This is a genomic window from Paenibacillus sp. FSL R5-0486 (genome assembly GCF_037975155.1).
GTDB lineage: Bacteria > Bacillota > Bacilli > Paenibacillales > Paenibacillaceae > Paenibacillus > Paenibacillus amylolyticus.
The window spans coordinates 1,474,260-1,489,346 of record NZ_CP150237.1 but is presented as its reverse complement, the minus strand read 5'-3'; the positions used below and the strand labels follow the sequence as shown (position 1 = coordinate 1,489,346).

The 15,087-nt window shown below is 46.5% G+C and carries 15 protein-coding genes; 2 read left to right on the top strand and 13 right to left on the bottom strand.

The genetic code is table 11. The annotated features are described in order from the left end of the window. Positions 1–30: 30 nt before the first annotated feature. The 6 genes from MKY01_RS06515 to MKY01_RS06490 form a co-directional block, all read right to left on the bottom strand. The gene (locus MKY01_RS06515) at positions 31–1,776 is read right to left on the bottom strand and encodes a hypothetical protein (RefSeq protein ID WP_339285919.1); all 1,746 of its coding nucleotides are present in this window, start codon (positions 1,774–1,776) and stop codon (positions 31–33) included. A gap of 182 nt (positions 1,777–1,958) precedes the next feature. Then, positions 1,959–2,393, bottom strand: coding sequence for a hypothetical protein (locus MKY01_RS06510; RefSeq protein ID WP_017690174.1), 435 nt, complete (start codon positions 2,391–2,393; stop codon positions 1,959–1,961). Positions 2,394–2,570: 177 nt separating this feature from the next. Next, positions 2,571–2,978 carry a phage tail tube protein gene (locus tag MKY01_RS06505; RefSeq protein ID WP_124117078.1) on the bottom strand — a complete coding sequence of 136 codons (408 nt, stop codon included), beginning with the start codon at positions 2,976–2,978 and terminating at the stop codon, positions 2,571–2,573. 150 nt (positions 2,979–3,128) lie between these two features. After that, positions 3,129–4,592 (bottom strand): phage tail sheath subtilisin-like domain-containing protein, encoded by a 1,464-nt coding sequence (locus tag MKY01_RS06500; RefSeq protein ID WP_339285917.1) that lies wholly within the window; start codon positions 4,590–4,592, stop codon positions 3,129–3,131. Further along, positions 4,592–4,792: a hypothetical protein gene (locus MKY01_RS06495; protein WP_017690177.1), complete on the bottom strand. Its 201-nt coding sequence runs from the start codon at positions 4,790–4,792 to the stop codon at positions 4,592–4,594. Before MKY01_RS06495 ends, MKY01_RS06500 begins: the two co-directional genes overlap by 1 nt. 388 nt (positions 4,793–5,180) lie before the next feature. Next, complete coding sequence (locus MKY01_RS06490) at positions 5,181–6,104, bottom strand: hypothetical protein (RefSeq protein ID WP_339285915.1); 924 nt, start codon at positions 6,102–6,104, stop codon at positions 5,181–5,183. A gap of 404 nt (positions 6,105–6,508) precedes the next feature. On the opposite strand from MKY01_RS06490, the gene MKY01_RS06485 reads away from it, so the two are divergent. Further along, complete coding sequence (locus tag MKY01_RS06485) at positions 6,509–6,985, top strand: hypothetical protein (RefSeq protein ID WP_339285913.1); 477 nt, start codon at positions 6,509–6,511, stop codon at positions 6,983–6,985. Positions 6,986–7,033: 48 nt separating this feature from the next. On the opposite strand, the gene MKY01_RS06480 is transcribed toward MKY01_RS06485, so the two are convergent. Then, a complete protein-coding gene (locus MKY01_RS06480) occupies positions 7,034–7,621 on the bottom strand; it encodes a DUF3238 domain-containing protein (RefSeq protein WP_339285911.1) in 588 nt (195 codons plus the stop codon). 422 nt (positions 7,622–8,043) lie between these two features. On the opposite strand from MKY01_RS06480, the gene MKY01_RS06475 reads away from it, so the two are divergent. Next, positions 8,044–8,388 (top strand): DUF3139 domain-containing protein, encoded by a 345-nt coding sequence (locus tag MKY01_RS06475; RefSeq protein WP_339285909.1) that lies wholly within the window; start codon positions 8,044–8,046, stop codon positions 8,386–8,388. Positions 8,389–8,392: 4 nt separating this feature from the next. On the opposite strand, the gene MKY01_RS06470 is transcribed toward MKY01_RS06475, so the two are convergent. The 6 genes from MKY01_RS06470 to MKY01_RS06445 all read right to left on the bottom strand — a co-directional run bounded on the left by MKY01_RS06470 (position 8,393) and on the right by MKY01_RS06445 (position 15,081). Beyond that, complete coding sequence (locus tag MKY01_RS06470; RefSeq protein WP_339285907.1) at positions 8,393–10,243, bottom strand: DUF4127 family protein; 1,851 nt, start codon at positions 10,241–10,243, stop codon at positions 8,393–8,395. 948 nt (positions 10,244–11,191) lie between these two features. Beyond that, positions 11,192–12,142, bottom strand: coding sequence for a hypothetical protein (locus MKY01_RS06465; RefSeq protein ID WP_127547909.1), 951 nt, complete (start codon positions 12,140–12,142; stop codon positions 11,192–11,194). Positions 12,143–12,444: 302 nt separating this feature from the next. Then, positions 12,445–13,080: a VOC family protein gene (locus MKY01_RS06460; RefSeq protein WP_339285905.1), complete on the bottom strand. Its 636-nt coding sequence runs from the start codon at positions 13,078–13,080 to the stop codon at positions 12,445–12,447. Beyond that, on the bottom strand, positions 13,077–13,535 hold the full coding sequence (locus MKY01_RS06455; protein ID WP_076327336.1) for a VOC family protein: 459 nt from the start codon (positions 13,533–13,535) through the stop codon (positions 13,077–13,079). The genes MKY01_RS06460 and MKY01_RS06455 overlap by 4 nt, the downstream gene beginning before the upstream one ends. A 47-nt stretch (positions 13,536–13,582) precedes the next feature. Then, complete coding sequence (locus tag MKY01_RS06450; RefSeq protein WP_076319051.1) at positions 13,583–14,158, bottom strand: NAD(P)H-dependent oxidoreductase; 576 nt, start codon at positions 14,156–14,158, stop codon at positions 13,583–13,585. 188 nt (positions 14,159–14,346) lie between these two features. Beyond that, positions 14,347–15,081, bottom strand: a complete 735-nt coding sequence (locus MKY01_RS06445) for a response regulator transcription factor (RefSeq protein ID WP_282319144.1) — start codon at positions 15,079–15,081, stop codon at positions 14,347–14,349. Between the last annotated feature and the right edge of the window lie 6 nt (positions 15,082–15,087).

Here is a 15,087-nt window from a genome sequence, read left to right as displayed (position 1 = left end):
AAGTACAGACATACACGGCCTCCTTTCTGCTTAGGCCATAATCGTTTTTCGGTTTTCCATCGCGCGGCGGAACTCGCCCGTAATCCGTTGTCCGACCTGCTTGGTGACAGCATCGTAATCAATCGCATTTTCGCGCACAGTCACCTGCACCGCACCTGGTGGAATATTTATCGCAATCTGATTGGTAGTTTCGGTTTTGAAATCCTTCAAGTATCCGGACAGACTGCTCATCTGGTCTTCGGATATTTGTACCGTCATTGTGGACGATTTCCCATTCGTCTGCGCACCGTTACCAAGCGCCATCGCTTGGTTCTGCATCATGCTTGTTCCCATGAATCCAGCAGAGGTAGGTTGACCGACCTTGCTGTTCATATACGCCGTTGGGCCTGTCATGGTCAGTGCAGGTGGCATATAGGCAGGTGGCATCTGAGGACCTGTAGTAGCTGGAGATGGTAGAGCCACCGTTGCTACCGAGACTGTCTTCTCTTCTTTTTTGGAACCAAATCCAAAGAAGTTGGATATACCATCGGTGATATTTTTTGTTTTCTCAGAGACGTAATCCGCTGCACCCGACAATGCATCACCTACACCTTCGGTAGCACTAGACATAAAGTTTCCAATATCCTTCGCTTTGTCTCCAATCCAACCGCCTGCTGTACTTCCGGCCCAACCACCTACTGCACCACCAACCCATGTCCCGATGCCAGGCAAAAGAACGCTACCGATGGCGCTACCAATCGCAGTACCTGCTGTGCCGCCAATCATCGAACCCACCGCTCGGCCACGCTCTTCCGGGGGTGCTGTCGCTACATTTGCCACATCAGCAAGCATGCTGATGGGCCCAAGCAACCTTTTAGCTCCTTTGGCAAAACCACTACTTAAATTATCCATCAATCCGTTACCAGCCAACATGTCGGTTAAAGATCCCAATCCACCATCCGCAAATCCTAAACGACCGCTTCCTCGTATTCTTCTTCCTCCTCCCCTATTACGGTTGCGATCGGGCGGAGGAGTTGGAGTATCAGGTACAGGATTGGGTACTGGAGATGGGCCTCGATTCGAACGGTTACTTGACCTTCTACCACTTCGATAATTTCGTCTGCCACGATCTGAGCCACCGCCATCTGCATTCGGTGAACGCACTCTGCGGTTTTTGCCCATCTTTCCACCTGTGCAACAGCAGCATTTGGATGCTGGACTTCTGGTTGGATCAGATGCAGGACTTTCTTCTTTTTTCTTTTTGAACAAATTGATAAATTTACCAACTTTATCAATGATGTTATCAAAAATATCATTGAGGTTATTAAAAAATTCCATCCAAGTGTTAGCCTTATCAATCCAGCTATCTTCTTCTTTCGCATTGTTAGTGATATTTTTATTATTTTGAATCACTACAGCCATAGTAGGACCCGAAGCCCCTCCTTTACCCATCGCCACTTCGATCTTCTGCCGAACCTCAAGCGATACTGTTCCCGAAGCCGTCACCATCTGGTCCCTGAAACTGTTCAGTTTCGCCCATGCGCGATCCAACGCTGGACTGAGCTTATCAATCAACCCAATCGTCGGTGTGATTCGCAGCCTGCTGATTCGCACAGCCATACTATATATACTTTCCAACCTGCGGCCTGTCGTTCTCAGTTCATTGTTCACCTTAATCAGACTCTGATAACGAACTCTGCCCAGACGTTCGGTTGAGCGTTGGATCTGATCTAGGTATCGAAGGGTTGTCCGCATTTCCGCATTAGATTTGGATAAACCTACAATCATTTCTGCCATTTTTTCACCTCCTAGCCTATTTCGTTATCGATTCATTTGCGAAGTTATCGCTGACATTTCCTCTTCCGAGAACGCAATTAACAGCGAGCGCTCCCCACGTGGCAAAGACCAGAACTCTCCGGGCCGGAGATGATGACGCACCCACATGTGATACAGGAACGTGGTCATCCCGCCGGAGTGAATCAGTTTTTTAGGTCTTCAATCTCCACACCGAAGCCGGACAGCTCCAGCACTTTATCGCCTACGGCATCCAATTCACCAGCGAGCAACATACGACGTACTGCCTGTTCGCCACCGGACAACTTCATGCGGCCGGTAATACGGGTGTCTCCCCAGCCGGACAACTCCAGGCTGCGGACTTTCAATTTCACCGTTGCTTCAGAAATGAGCAGCGCGTTAAACGTTTCGGTGTCCACCTTTTCCTCGGTGCGGCCTTTGGTCGTTTTTCGAATGGTACAGCGTTCGCGAATGTGATCCACTTTGGAGGAAGTCAGCCCACGCAAGGTCAACAGCAGATCCAGACGCTGAATGCGCACATTCTCCTCTGGCAAACGTTCTGCTGCTTCAAACAACTGATCCAAAATCTGTTCTTCGGACATATTTTCATTCATACTCATCGGGCGTTATCTCCTTCTTATTTCAAAAATGGATTTATCTATGCCAGCTTCCAAGCCTGTAGAGACAACAAAGAGACCGAGATCATCTCGGCCTGCATTGGTGTCCATATTAATATGAAGTAACTATGCAACCACGCTGGAGCAAACTAGCCCAATCACACGTGCCTATTCCAATCTTTAGTTCGCCACAATCGGATTCAGCAATTCAAATCCTTCAAACGTAAAGCCTGTTTCTTCCGGTACTTCTTCGCCAGCTGTCCAGTTGGCAAGCTGAATTTTATCCACCATACAACCTTTAAGCAAAACGCTCTCATGTCCATACGATTCAGGGTCGTTCAGCTTGGAAATAATCTCGAATTTGGTGAAGCCGCGCTGGATCATATCCGAAGTGACTTTGTAGCCCGTCATCGTGCCTGTTCCTTTTTTCGCGCCGTTTTTGTGCACCTTCCAGTCGTTACCGACCAGATTCAGCTCACGCTTTTCAATCTCCACACTCGCTTCCAACTTGTTAATGTTTGTCTGCCACACACCATCGATATGCAACTGACCATGGGTACCGAGAATTACTCTTGACGCATCCAACATATATTTTCCTCCTTGGGTTCGTTGAACTAATAAATATTACACGGTATAACTCCGCAGTCAGAACAATCTTCCGATCTCCGTTATCGTGTAAACCATCAGTTCAACGTATAGTAATTATTCTAGAAAACGGTTCTTTCCTTTCACACAACCTTATTGCACGTAAAATGTACCAAACAACTGCTCCATTACATCCGTCAGCTTCACATTCCATTGCAGGAATACCTGATCTGCTTCCGGTTTGAGAACTGGTGCCGTACCATAATATGCCGGGTCAAGAATGACATCATAACTGTCAGCTTCAATAACATTACTCTGTGCGAGTAGCGCCAAATAGGCCTTCATGGCACTAATCAGTGCCTGACGACCCTCTTCGGTATTGTTCACTTTACCGATATACGTATCTTCCGCGGAGCGCTGCAAATCCGTGTTGATCGCATCCAAAACACGAATGGAACGGATTTTTTTCCACGCATTATTCTGTCCAGCGGCCGGAGTTACCAGGGTGTTTACACCGCGAAGTGCTTTCACCTGACGTCCATCATGGAAGAAAATAAATACGCCATTCTGTACCGCCTGCTCCTGTTCTGCACGCGTCCACCGACGTGTCACATCATCGAACGGAGTAGCTGCATAGGTTGTGGATTGGTTCAGACGTTGTCCGGCGATCAGACCTGCAACATAGGCGGATGTTTCCGCCGAGCTGTAGAATGCATCCCCAAGGCGCACGCCTGTACCGACATTAATCACACCTTCATGGTTCAGCGCAAGCGAACGTGCTGCTGCTTTTTGTGCTGCTGTAGCAGAGGTATCGTCCGCTGCGGAACCGCCAAATACGGCCACCACCGGTTTACCTTCACTACGTACACGTTTCACCCATGCCGCAAAACTCGCAAGCAGAGGTGCATCAGCCGCCTGATCCAAAGCCAAGACGTCGAATTGCTCCCCTTCCAGCGCACCCTGTACAGCAATGTATTCTGCATTGGTCAGGTCATCGTTGCCACTTACGCCACCTTTGAATGCCGCACCCGCAATTGTTGCAACTACACCTGCACCATCGCCAATCGCCTGAGCCGTTACCCAGACATTTTGTTCATCCGCGTTAATTTCTTTTGCCAGAGAAGCTGATGTAATATCCGCTGTCAAGAGCGCATACAACATCCGGTTACCTTCGAAGAGACGCACTTCATGTTTCGTATTATCAATCACACCGGGCTGGATGGTGACGTAGAATCCATTTGCACGATCCCCCGGATACTTCGCGTCCAGTTGCAGCACATTGGCATCACTGCTATCCTTCAAGGTAAGCGTAGCTACTTTGGCCGCAGCACTTGCTACCCGATAAGCGAGCAACTTCTTCGGCCCACCCAACAGGGCGAGCTTCAAGGAAGTATAAGCCGTACCGTTATCCAGCACATTCGCCGCATAAATACGTTCAATCGCCGCTTCGCTCCCTACTTCAACAAAAGTCCCTACCGGACCCCAGTTGGCCTTGATCGGCACAACGACGGTTCCCCGCGTACCCGCTTGAATGGCCGAAGATGCTGCCGCCTGAAAATTCATATATAAGCCCGGAAGGACCGGACGATTTGTTTGCTCCCAATTTCCACCTGCCATTATCCCTTCACCTTCGCTTTCATAAATTGGTTAATTCGTTCCTGCGTTTCTTCAATGGAAAACGTCTCTTGCGCCGCTTCGTACAGCGCACCGTACAGCACCTCTGCCTTAACGGCAAAGAGGGCTTCTGCATGATTCATCAGTTCTGCCCGTGTATACCGCGGGGCTGTCTGTTTGCTTTTTTTCACTGAGCTTGCCATCGCCATCTCACCTCATTTGTTGGACTACTGATTTCGTGAATCGTTGATCTTTAAGCTTGATCTATGAATTTTCGATCCTATGAACCATGAATTTGAAGCTATAATGTTGAAGCTACATCTATCATCTCAAAGCTATAATCTGGAACCACTCTTAAAAGTGCATGTTCAAAAAGATCGGTTTTCAGTACCGAGAAGATGGGATGAAGTTAGAAATGGAGTAGCAGAGCGTAGGGAAAACTACAATGTTTCCGAAGGAAACATACTTCGTAAGCTTATGCTTATTAGGCTGAATTCCATATTCGATGCTGATGATGCCGTTAGGCATCCTTTGTAATCAAAAGCGGGCTTTTTGAACAACCTCTAATAGAAGGTTCCTCTCGACTAACGTTTACTCCATACCTTTGCTATGGTGAATTTCACGAATGAAAGGTACATTCGTACCCGGACGACGAATCCGCTGTTGCAACGTCAGGCGAATCTGACCATTCAAATACGCATCCGTCTGTAAATCTGCCGTGACTTCATCCACTGTGATATATCGCGTGTTACCTTCGTGCTCTTCGCCATCCGTTTCAGTGACGGCAAGACGAGATTGCACTGCAAGTTGCCGGGCCAACCGAGTAACGGTCTGACGTGTTAGTACTGGATGATCGGTTAGCACATGCCCAATCCACTGTTGTCGAACCTCCAATGCCGAAGTGCCCGCCACAGAAGTGCTGCATCCAGCCAATCGCCATAACACAGACGGCATATCGTATCCACCGGGCCAGACATCCCCATATACCGACCAGTTCGAGCCAAGCTCTTGCTGTGTCCAGTCTTGAAGCGCAGCTAGCCACACGTCTCCTGTTACAGCGAGAGCAGCTCCCGAGCCTTCGGGAACATACACTCCGAACCGCAGACTGCGCGTAAGCATGCCAGACCCTGCATCCACCCGATCACTATCTGAAGAACCCAAATAGATGCAAGTGAATGCTCCACCTGCTTCATCCACCAGCCTTACCTGGTGCAACCCTTCGATTAGATCAGCTGACCAAGCTTCCACCTGTTCAGCGCCACCATCTTCTGGACGAGCGTATGGGGAGATTTTGATGATCCGTCGGTATCCCGCCCAGGCAGACTTCGGCACCTCTTCGGCAAACGCAACCACGGCACAAGGCCAAACCAATACTTCTCCTGACGCAGGTACATCTAGCACACGACCGTCCCAATCTGGAACAAGTACTGCGAGCTTCTGTTTCAGCGTTTTTTTAATGAACTTACTCATTTTACCGGTGCTCATTACAGTGCTAATTTCATTTCTCATAGACACATTCATTTCGCCCCCTTTGGCTACAAGTTTGAGACCTGCCCACACCGTGCAGCGACAATGCAGCAGCAGTAGACTCCCCCTTTTAACTCAGAGTCGTATTCCGACCGAACCAGTAACGGGACTACATTCACCGCATCAAAAAGACCGGCCACCTGGCCGGTCTGTACATTAGCGTATGTGCTTTCGTGCGTCCCTTGTTATTGATCCGATAATACAATCTTACACCCTTTCATCCCTAGCGCGGATGGTGTTCCGTACGACTTCGGTGCGATTAAGGGAGTCGTTCGGGTGGAAAAAAGACGACTGTAGATTGTGATTTTTTTCTCATTTATCTAGACAAATAAACTGTAAAAATATACTATTGAATAAAGTGATAGCGTTATATCATGATTGGAGGCGAAGTAATGAAAAAATCGGATTTAATTTATATATGGGTGTTGATCTCTAGCTACTGTGCAGGAATAGTTGCCTACACTTTAAGCATGTTTCTTCTGTATAATGAAGAAGTTAGTGATTGGGGACAACTAATTAATTGGACTGCACCGACTTTTTTCACAGTAAACTTGTTATTATTTATTTTGTCCGTTTTCTTTTTGAAATTGATTAATAAATACTTTTTTTGGACACAAACCATTTTATTTGCAATTGTAGCAATTATTCCGGTTTATATTATTCCATTCCTTTCTGGTTTTTTTAATTTCGCTAGTATTAGTTTCCCTTTTACTCAAGAAGGATTTTTATTTTATACATTCTTTTTAATTGCAGCTCTTGTTTCATCATATGGAATATGGGTGGCGCAAAAGCGCTTAAATCCTAAATCATTTCTATTAGTATCTTTTGTTATATTTATTTTATTAATAATTACCATCTTTTTAAATTAAACGATAGAAAGCGAGCTACCATTGACCTGGCAGCTCGCTTTCTTTTATTTATACTGTTTTGTTAACCTCTCTTTCCATTGAACCAAATAAGGATAGCGGTGTATCTCCTGTTACACGAGGATCATGCGTATAAATTCTGATAGGAGTTCCCTTGTCAACTCGTTTATAAATTTCATGAGCCGGGTACCCATCATGTCTTCCTTTCACTGTAACCTTACCCTGATTAGTAACGGTTACCGAGTATTCCCAATCAATTGGAGGAGCATCACCATTTAATGGGTTAGCCGCACTAGCTCGGAGTGAGAACGAAGCAGATGAGCTTGTAATCACTTTGTTAGAAATGGTTAAACCAGTATCGGGAGCATGGCCGTGTGCCTGACGCAATACTTTCCCACTGGAGATCTCGACCGTTCTTTCTGTTGTTGAGCCCGTAGATTTAAAATATTTAATTTCCTTAGAGCTGAAATCGACTACCATATGCTGTACCATCTTCGAAAGCTCAGGTTGATTCTCTGTATTATACGTAAAATCTCTATTATTACCATTATATTGAATTATCACTTGAGATGTACGCATATATTCAATCCAAGCCTGAGGAATAAATGCTGCGAAACGGACTTCAATGATATTTGCCATTATAAAAAACCTCCATTTTTCGTTTTTTTAAAGTCTGAAATATTAGTACCTTTATTTTCTACCCTCCTCTATTTGAAATCGTAAGCAAATGCTATCGAACCAGTAACTGGACTACTTCACCGCATCAAAAAGACCGGCCACCTGGCCGGTCTTTACATTAGCGTATGTGCTTTCGGTGCGTCCCTTGTTATTGATCCGATAATATAATCTTACACCCTTTCATCCCTAGCGCGGATGGTGTTCCGTACGACTTCGGTGCGATTAAGGGAGACGTTCGGGTGGAAAAAAGACGATTCTGGAATCATCATTTTAACGAATATCTAAGTAAGCTTTAAGTTTAATAAATTGATAAATTTATCCAAATATATTAAAATTTCATTATCAAATTCATTGTCTCTTACTAAAAAGAAGGAGAAATACCTATGAGTAAAACATTCAAGATCACTTCACTTGTCATCTTAGCATTTATACTCGGGATATCCTGCTGGGCTTACTTCGGACTGCTTGGTAATCCGCTCAAGAAAAATGATGCTGAACAACAGGTAACCACTTACCTGATTGAACAGAAAGGTTACTCACCCGAACAGCTTATCGAAGTACAAGGTACTTACTCCTCAAAAAGTTCTGAAGCACCTTACGGTGCCTCAGTAATATTCGCGGATGAACTCGAAGCGAAGTATCAATATATCATTTTTAACAACGGCGAGATTAAGCAGTACAGTCATACCAGTGATTATCCCAAACATGAGGAACCCATGGTGAGATAACAGTTTAGTTCAGCGTAACCTGCGGGTTCAACGTAATCTCAAATGCACGCCCCCAAATGAAATCAGGATTCCCATATTCCAGCAGCGCACTACCATACGTCGCATAGGACAATTCGTCATTACAAATCTGCTTAATCGCCACATTGCCTGTCTGGAAGGCTGTTTTATTCGCAAGTGCCGTGGTATAAGTCAGCATCAAATCACGGAGCAATGTTTGCAAATGGGCATAGTCTTCCTCTGAGTTGAACAGCAACATATTTTGATCCGAAAGGGTAGCCACGTTGGTATACAGTGCATGTGCTCGGGAATATGTGCGGATGTCCGCAATCGCTACCGCTTTGTAGTAATAATCCTTCAGAAAACGCTTAAACAACAGCGAGCCATGCGCATTCATAGCATCTCGCAACTTATGCTCATGCTTCTCTGTTGTAATCAACGCGTACCTCGACTGCCCCATACCTACAGCAATACCGATCTTGTTACCTGGTGTATTCCATGCACTATAACCCAGAACCCGTCCGGTATATGGACTGTTGAGCAATGCTTCGGCAACATCAACATTGGCTGGTCCTTTACCCACAAAATCAATCAACACCGAAGGCAGACCTTGCTCACTATTCAGCGTCAATTGCTCCAACGCAGCCTGCACCTGATCCAGAGCCGTAATGGCGATAATCTCAATGTCGATGCCCGTGTTCTCCCCGGAATTACCTGGGTGACCCTTCGTCATACGATCCAGTTCGGAGGTCATGTCAAACGGGACAACTTGATCGGCTGCTACAGCCACTAGCTGTTCATTTTCCAAGCCAGCACCCACATCCGTCACCACCTCCGGTTCAGGATATGCCGAATCCGCTACAAGCACACCACCTACAATATCCACATGACGAACCACATTCTCGTGTACATCCATGTATTCATACGTGTTAATGATGGTATTGCCGTGAGGACCAAAATATTTCACTGCGTAACGTGTCTTCGCCCCGCCTCGGAACAACTGGTTAGCCATGCGAGCAACCAAAGCGTGCCCCAGACCATCCGCATCCGGCAAGACGATAGCTCGATCCGGATTTTGCCCATTGGTTCCACCCAGCCATTCATTGATCCGCGCTTCTACATATTTGATTTCATTGATCTGAACACCCTGCGTGTTAGCATCGTCGACTCCAACTGCAAGGAAATCGATATAACCTGTGCGAGCCAGTTGATCCAAAATGTACAGATTTGTTTTGAATTTATGCTGTCTTGTATTGTAATACTGTTCTTTATCAAAATAGGTTGTTGTCCCATATTCCACTCCATCCGGGGACAGGTTATAACCTTCGATAATATCCTCAAACTCAGTGGATGTCTGACGTGGTTGCTGCATCAATGCCCGGGACTCATTATATGCATCAAGCGCCAAGCCATCTGCAAACGAGGTTGTAGCCAAACGCATGATGGTGTCCATTACAAATACGGGTTTGCGTGGGTATTTCTGCTTGATCACACGAATCACATCCAGCAAATGCGTCGTTTCATCATCGTATTCTGGATATGCGCCTCCTCCATCTTCACGGAGCTGACGACCGCCAATCAGACCGCCATAAGCGAGCATATCGGATGAAATAATGAATCCGTCGACCTTGGCAGCATGTTTCAGAATAAAGTCGTGAATCTTGGACGGTTTGCCATAAACCGGCGTGGAGGTGCCGAGCAGCGTTGTGCCATCTACGGTTTTCTCCGAGTCCAGACGATTCTTAATATCACTCAGGTTCGGTGTAACGATATGGATACCGGCTGCTTTCCCTTGCACAATCACATCATCCAGATTCGCTGGACGATCATCGAGTGGAACATACAATACTGTTTTCATATCACGTAGCCTCCTGTTATCTGTTTAGTCTTTAATACCCGATCAGGGCAAGGATGCAATCACCGAATTAAAAAACCGGCCCCCTGGCCGGCTGTACGTTAGCGTATGAGCTGTCGGTGTGTCTTCCTTGCTGCTGATCCGATAATACCATTTTACCGCCTTTCCCCACTCGCGCTGATGGTAAACGGGATGAATTACGCCTGAATGTAGTCGTGTCCGGGGCGGACAATTGTCGGTTTTAATCTGGATAAAACTAATGTGTGCATTTCAATTCAAACAAGCTATACGATGATGGATTTTAGAATGATGGGTGCCCGTGTCCAAAAAGCTTGAAGTTCCAGCACGCTAATTCCGGCGAATGGATAGATGATTTTCTAAAGAACACAGGACGTCTTATTTGGCATTCAGGTCCTCTTTTTAAATGATAAGGAACATCAGACACGTTATTTCCTAAATGCCCTGACAAAACCGCCGAAAACAGCTGTTTATTCTAATATAGCGTGTCTCAGGTTCCTCAGATTTCTGTAGACGCTTCAAATCCTTGAATAAGACGCCTCCGATTCGTTAGCTCTCACTCCTCTAGGCTTTGCTCCAACCGCAAACCGGAGGGAAGACCTCGAATCCGTCTGGAGCAGAGCTCTGCATGAGAAGGGAGACAATCCGCCTTTTACGATATTACGAGCGTTTATCGCACATAAAGGACATGGGCTCGTAAATGAAGGGTGCATTCTCGGACATGAAAAGCTTAGTCTCGCAGATTCAGAATACAGTGAGCTTGCCAACTCCGGACACATTCGGATCCGCTTCGGCTTTCAGTAGCTTGGAATATTAACGCTAGAACACCAAAAAGCACCTGCCAGCTTTGGCAAGTGCTCTTCATTTTGATTCTATATCGTTGGTTCCATATCCTTCGTTTTATATCGTTTGTTCCATATTGTTGGCTTTATCTCACGCGATGATATAACGAAAATTCTCCCATGTTTCCGGTATAGGTTCCCCGTTCTTGGCATGATGATAGAAACTGAACGGGAATTTGAATACATGACCTCCGTTCCAGTCACGGGAACGTCTGTCGGTGAGCCAATATTCCAGTTCATGAGGGAGCGCCACTGATCGTTCCGCCCGTTCTAGTGGCAGCAGGTCTACGGGTGATTGCAATGTCGGCATCTCCTGTTCAATATCCACATCTCGGCTTAAGCGTAGTGCCTTCACCATGGTAAGGAAAGGCGGAATGCCTTTGTGGAATAATGCCGGATAACCCAATTCATATAATATGTTAAGCGCATGTCCATAGGTCAGCATATGACCGATCAGATCATGATGCGCTTCCGCGTGATAGATAGTCTGGAACGCACCAAGCTCATCCAGAATCAGGCGTGACAACTGCGTTGGATCTTCGATCTCGGGGAAACCATCGCTGTTTTCCGGCTTCAGACTGCGAATTTCTTTCATCGTTGTGTTCATCCAGGATCTTCCCGGGATTGTTCGATCGAATGAATCGATCAGTTCAACCAGCCGACCAATATCCTCCGCAGTACCCCATCCATCCAGTTCGCGAATAGCTTTCAGACTGATTGCCCCGTAGATGGCCTGGTGTCCAACCCAGTGCAGTTCTCCAATCGTTCGATCCAATGCGTCCGTAATACACGCCTCGGCATCTTCCCTGGGCATCATCTCACCAATCGGAGAGGTCTGACCAGGGCTGATTCCATGCTGGCGAAGCATGGCTTTTGCTTCGGCGGTAACACTGCCGGCGGCAAGGGCAGTGAGACGATTTTCCCGCAACCAAAAATATGCCGCAATCGCACCCGCCCCATAATGGGCGTGCCACAGATCTCCTGTACGTTCCCGACTGGAAACGATAATCGCTAGTCCATCTTCCAACAAACGTCGATCCAAGCTTGCCACCACCCTTCATCATCTGTAAGCCTGACAGAACAACCTTCCAATCACTGTTATCCCCAGATTTTTTTTCGATCCCCTTTCCTAAGGGAAAATCCGGTGATAAATGTGAGATTATGCTTACGAAGTAGCTTTCTTTCAGAAAGCTTTCAGCTTCGCTTTTTCAGGTTTTTTCTGTCCTCTCCGTTATCGTGTAAATTTAGTTCAACTTATATATCCTAATTAATAAATAAAGCGTTTACTTCTATAACATGATGGAAATGCTCCACATATGCCTGTTTTGCCCCGGAATACAATCTTTAGCCAATTCGAAGCTTGCCCACGCCACGGATGGATACTTCCAGCGGATAGATCTGTGCTTTTTGCTTGGAGAAAAACCACGTCCGATCCTTCCTCACCACAATAAACAGACCGTGCACATCTCCTACAGGAGCAAAGGTATCACTAACCTCACCCCAGCGCGTGAGTCCAATCTGCTGAAGCCCATTCACCGTAGACAGAACATCCTCCGTCACCAGTCCAACTTCACACACCTGTAATATATCTTGAGTCGAGAAGTCATGGTCACTCTCGTTCTGAATACGATGATGAGCAATCAGCTCAATAATATTGCCTGCTGGATCTTCGAAATAGAGAGAATGAGAGTTCCAATTAGTAGAGTACGTCTCATCCCGATCTCCTTCTCTGCTTAAAACAACACGTGATGCAGCCCACTGCTTCGCTTCCTTGAACCGATTCGTCGGAATCGACCAGGCCACATGATAAAAGGGCTCACGATCTGTTTCACACGTTTTGAAAATCATCTTTGTCCTTCCAACCTGCAGGTTGAAGGCCTGATCCGTCGCATTGGACACCTCCATTCCCAACGTATCACGATAAAAATGCTTGAGGTCCTCCATCCGTGTTGTATATAACTGTAATTCTTCAATCATCATACGGTTTTCTCCTGCATCTCCTCCCACTGACTCCACGGCACCATGCCGAGTTCAGGCTTCGCTTCATCCGGGAGCATGGCGATGAATTCAAGCAAATGACCATCTGGATCCTTAAAATATACAGATACCGCAGGCATCCAGCCGAAGACGTACAGTTCACCGATATCATCATTCAGGAAGTTCTGTGTCTTGATCCCTTTGTTCTCCAAGTGAGCCACCGCGTGTTTCATATCCTCCAGAGATACATGAAAAGCAAAGTGCTGACGTTTCACCTCGGAAGATTCCTTTTGCCACAATCCCAGCATGGCTTTGCCTTTTCCACCAATCCAGTAGAAGGAGTTCCCACGTTCTTTCTGCCCGTAGGCATGAGGTAAACCAAGGACCGTTTCATAGAAATGATGGGATCTCTCCAGATCCGTCACGTTTAGATGTGTTTCAAATATGCCAGTAATCATAATGCTCAACCTCTTTTCCTTTTCCGATTTTTCATCTTCCTTGGTTCTCAACTCATGGTTGAATTCCGCGCATTTGTTAACGTCTGTGCCAGATTTAAAAACGATCCAATAACCCGCTGCACCCGGTCCTCTATATCCTGACTGCCTTCGTACTCTTCATATCCGTCAAATGTCGCTTCGAATCGTCTGCGCTGCGCACCACCAATGGATATCCACTCCTGGGCATTGATGCCATGCAGATTGCGAACAATCGCTTGCAGTTGTAAAAGCGAACTTACCCCCACCGCTCCGCCAGAGGAGCTGATGGACAGGACGGTCTTGCCACTGAAATGAGCCTGACTCAGGTGATCCAGTGCATTTTTGAGCACACCGCTAATACTGCCGTGATACTCTGGTGTAGACAGGATGATCGCATCAGCCGCGAGCATACGTGTATTCAGGTCTGCCAGATGTTCATGATCCGCTTGTTTTTCATCTGGTGCGTAGAATGGGAGTGGTGTCTGATACAGATCAAACAGGCTGGCCTGATGTCCCTGACCGCGAATAATCTCCACAGCATACTCTCCCAGACGTGTACTGGTTGCATTGTTCCGATTGCTTCCTGCCAAAATAACAATATTCATTCATGTCACTCTCCTTGGTTTTTTAATAATTCAAACTCTCATGTTTCAACCGATCTGTTATTTCTACTCTTATCTTACCTTTCTTTTGCATCCAAATCGTCAGCAGATAGACTTAACTTGAAATACCAAAAAACTCAACCTTTAGGTTGAGTTTATACGACTTAAGTATGAACATATGTCGGAATTGGTCACACGACCCAGCCATTTCTTACGGCATGAAGAGCCGCTTGCGTCCGATCTGCCAGTCCCAGTTTGTCGAGCAGATGACTGACATGGGTTTTGACCGTTTTTTCGGTGATGACCAATTGAACTGCAATTTCCTTGTTGCTCAATCCTTGAGCAATCAGCCCCAAGACTTCTTGTTCACGGCGAGTGAGCATATCCAGTCCGCCAAGAGACGCTTCAGTTGATTTCCCCTTCTGCTTTGGCTCCTGATGTTGATTGTCTGCTGACCGATCTGTCAGTATATGCTGTGGTTGCTGTTCATTTATGGACCAATCGGATGAAGCCATCACATGCATCAATTGACCTGCTGCGTCAGGATGCAATTCCACCTGACCTGCATGCACATTGCGAATGGCTACAGCCAGATCCTCCGGTTCAATATCCTTGAGTAGATATCCTTTAACTCCTGCGCGAACAGCAGGAACGACATGATCCTGATCCGAAAACGAGGTGAGCACAATGATTCGCGTTGCTGGCAATAACGTGCGCAGCCTTCTGGCTGTTTCGATTCCGTCCATGACCGGCATATGCAGATCCATTAATACCACGTCAGGTTTTAACGCTTCCGCCTGAGCCAGTGCTTCCTGTCCGTTCGATGCTTCGCCCACAACCTTCATGTCTTGCTGTGTCGTCAAAAAAACGTGCAGCCCCCGTCTCACCATCGCATGATCATCTGCGAGCAAAATCGTAATCGGCATCTCTTC

Coding starts and splice junctions, on each gene's coding strand:
- MKY01_RS06515 (WP_339285919.1), bottom strand. CDS start 1,776: ATGGCAGAAATGATTGTAGGTTTATCCAAATCTAATGCGGAAATGCGG.
- MKY01_RS06510 (WP_017690174.1), bottom strand. CDS start 2,393: ATGAGTATGAATGAAAATATGTCCGAAGAACAGATTTTGGATCAGTTG.
- MKY01_RS06505 (WP_124117078.1), bottom strand. CDS start 2,978: ATGTTGGATGCGTCAAGAGTAATTCTCGGTACCCATGGTCAGTTGCAT.
- MKY01_RS06500 (WP_339285917.1), bottom strand. CDS start 4,592: ATGGCAGGTGGAAATTGGGAGCAAACAAATCGTCCGGTCCTTCCGGGC.
- MKY01_RS06495 (WP_017690177.1), bottom strand. CDS start 4,792: ATGGCAAGCTCAGTGAAAAAAAGCAAACAGACAGCCCCGCGGTATACA.
- MKY01_RS06485 (WP_339285913.1), top strand. CDS start 6,509: ATGAAAAAATCGGATTTAATTTATATATGGGTGTTGATCTCTAGCTAC.
- MKY01_RS06480 (WP_339285911.1), bottom strand. CDS start 7,621: ATGGCAAATATCATTGAAGTCCGTTTCGCAGCATTTATTCCTCAGGCT.
- MKY01_RS06475 (WP_339285909.1), top strand. CDS start 8,044: ATGAGTAAAACATTCAAGATCACTTCACTTGTCATCTTAGCATTTATA.
- MKY01_RS06470 (WP_339285907.1), bottom strand. CDS start 10,243: ATGAAAACAGTATTGTATGTTCCACTCGATGATCGTCCAGCGAATCTG.
- MKY01_RS06460 (WP_339285905.1), bottom strand. CDS start 13,080: ATGATGATTGAAGAATTACAGTTATATACAACACGGATGGAGGACCTC.
- MKY01_RS06455 (WP_076327336.1), bottom strand. CDS start 13,535: ATGATTACTGGCATATTTGAAACACATCTAAACGTGACGGATCTGGAG.
- MKY01_RS06450 (WP_076319051.1), bottom strand. CDS start 14,158: ATGAATATTGTTATTTTGGCAGGAAGCAATCGGAACAATGCAACCAGT.
- MKY01_RS06445 (WP_282319144.1), bottom strand. CDS start 15,081: ATGCCGATTACGATTTTGCTCGCAGATGATCATGCGATGGTGAGACGG.